General features: G+C 49.6%; 2 protein-coding genes and 1 pseudogene. All 3 read right to left on the bottom strand.

All coding sequences use genetic code 11. The annotated features are described in order from the left end of the window. Window positions 1–225 (bottom strand): IS1 family transposase (locus tag BFF42_RS16750; RefSeq protein ID WP_001482752.1); only part of this gene is annotated, 225 nt, incomplete at its 3' end. 55 nt (window positions 226–280) lie between these two features. After that, entirely contained in the window at window positions 281–619 is a 339-nt protein-coding gene (gene rcnB, locus BFF42_RS16745; protein WP_000153067.1) for a Ni(II)/Co(II) efflux transporter accessory subunit RcnB, read from the bottom strand. Window positions 620–837: 218 nt separating this feature from the next. Continuing rightward, a pseudogene (gene rcnA / locus BFF42_RS16740) lies at window positions 838–1419 on the bottom strand (nickel/cobalt efflux protein RcnA); the annotation flags it as partial. Window positions 1420–1517 lie beyond the last annotated feature (98 nt).

Genomic DNA, 1517 nt, shown 5'->3' with positions numbered 1-1517 from the left:
AACGCCCATAATGCGTGCAGTTGCCCGGCATCCAACGCCATTCATGGCCATATCAATAATTTTCTGGTGCGTACCGGGTTGAGAAGCGGTGTAAGTGAACTGCAGTTGCCATGTTTTACGGCAGTGAGAGCAGAGATAGCGCTGATGTCCGGCAGTGCTTTTGCCGTTACGCACCACCCCGTCAGTAGCTGAACAGGAGGGACAGCTGATAGAAACAGAAGCCACTGGAGCACCTCAAAAACACCATCATACACTAAATCAGTAAGTTGGCAGCATCACCTTAGCGATGATAAAAAATCTCACCGTCGTAGGCTTTAATGATTTTACCGTCGGTGTCGCTGATCAACACGTACGCGCCACCCATATAGGTCCAGTGCGTCCCGGCATCAGGCGCGGGCAGGTTACGTAACTGCCACTGCTTAATGTTGTACTCATCGGTGCGGTACATCTCTGGGACGGTATCGCCTGGTTTGAAATGCTTAAAGTCAGCAATGAAACTGCTTAACTCATACTTAGAAATTCCCGAGGTATTGGTCGAACCCGCGGTGGCTGGTGCGGCCCAGGCGGCACTGGTAACCAGCAAAAGCGCACCCAGCAACATCTTATTTTTAATGGTCATAAACTCTCCACTTTGGGGATCTGTAATATCAGTCGCATATCTTTCCTGCCATACAATATAACTGACAAGCGATATTTTGTTAGTGATCCCATGATTTCGTAAAAAGTGTAAATGAAAGGATGCCCTAAAAGCATCCTTAGCGAGCAGAGAGTCAGCGGAAATAGCTGATTTAAGAATCATCCTGGGCTGAAGATAACATGCAAGCCTAAAGGATTGAGTTATCGCATTATGCCCATGAAGCCATGTACGCCCATATACACACCGACTAAGCCAATCAACAGACTGGAAAAATAGGGGGCGCGTTTAGCGAGAGTGTTAAATCCGCTCCAGCGTTTTGCGACCTGCTGAACGCTGATTGCTGCGCCAACGCCTACGGTGACAAGCGTTAACGCCAGGCCAATGCTGAAACTGACGACCAGTGTTGCGCCCAGTGTCAGGGCTTTCAACTGAATGCATATCAACAGCACGGTAATTGCTGCCGGGCAGGGGATAAGGCCACCGGTTAAGCCAAATAACAAAATTTGCCAGTTGGTGACCTCTCTACCATCAAAGCGTCGTTTAATGTCATTGGCATGGGCTCGTGCATGGGCATCCTGATACTCGCCATGTTCGTGATGGTGATGATGTCCATGGTCGTGGTGATGTTCGTGATCGTGATGATGATGCTCATAATCATGCCCGTGCATATTCTCCAGCCAGTTGCGTTCGCCGCGCCAGGTACGCCAGAACATCCAGAACGCGGTGCTAATAATGATCACTGCGGAAATCAGCTGGAGCCACGGTTCTGCTGATTGAGCAGTAAGGCAGTATGACTTTCCGTGAGACAGATGCTGGCCAACGTGGGATATTTAACGCGGGTTAACATCGTTGTCAGAGCCGCATGGGTGAGCTGTTGCTA

Origin of the sequence: Shigella sp. FC1661 (assembly GCF_001712525.1) — a bacterium.
GTDB lineage: Bacteria > Pseudomonadota > Gammaproteobacteria > Enterobacterales > Enterobacteriaceae > Escherichia > Escherichia coli.
The sequence above is the reverse complement of the archived record's forward strand: the minus strand, read 5'-3'. Positions and strand labels throughout refer to the sequence as shown.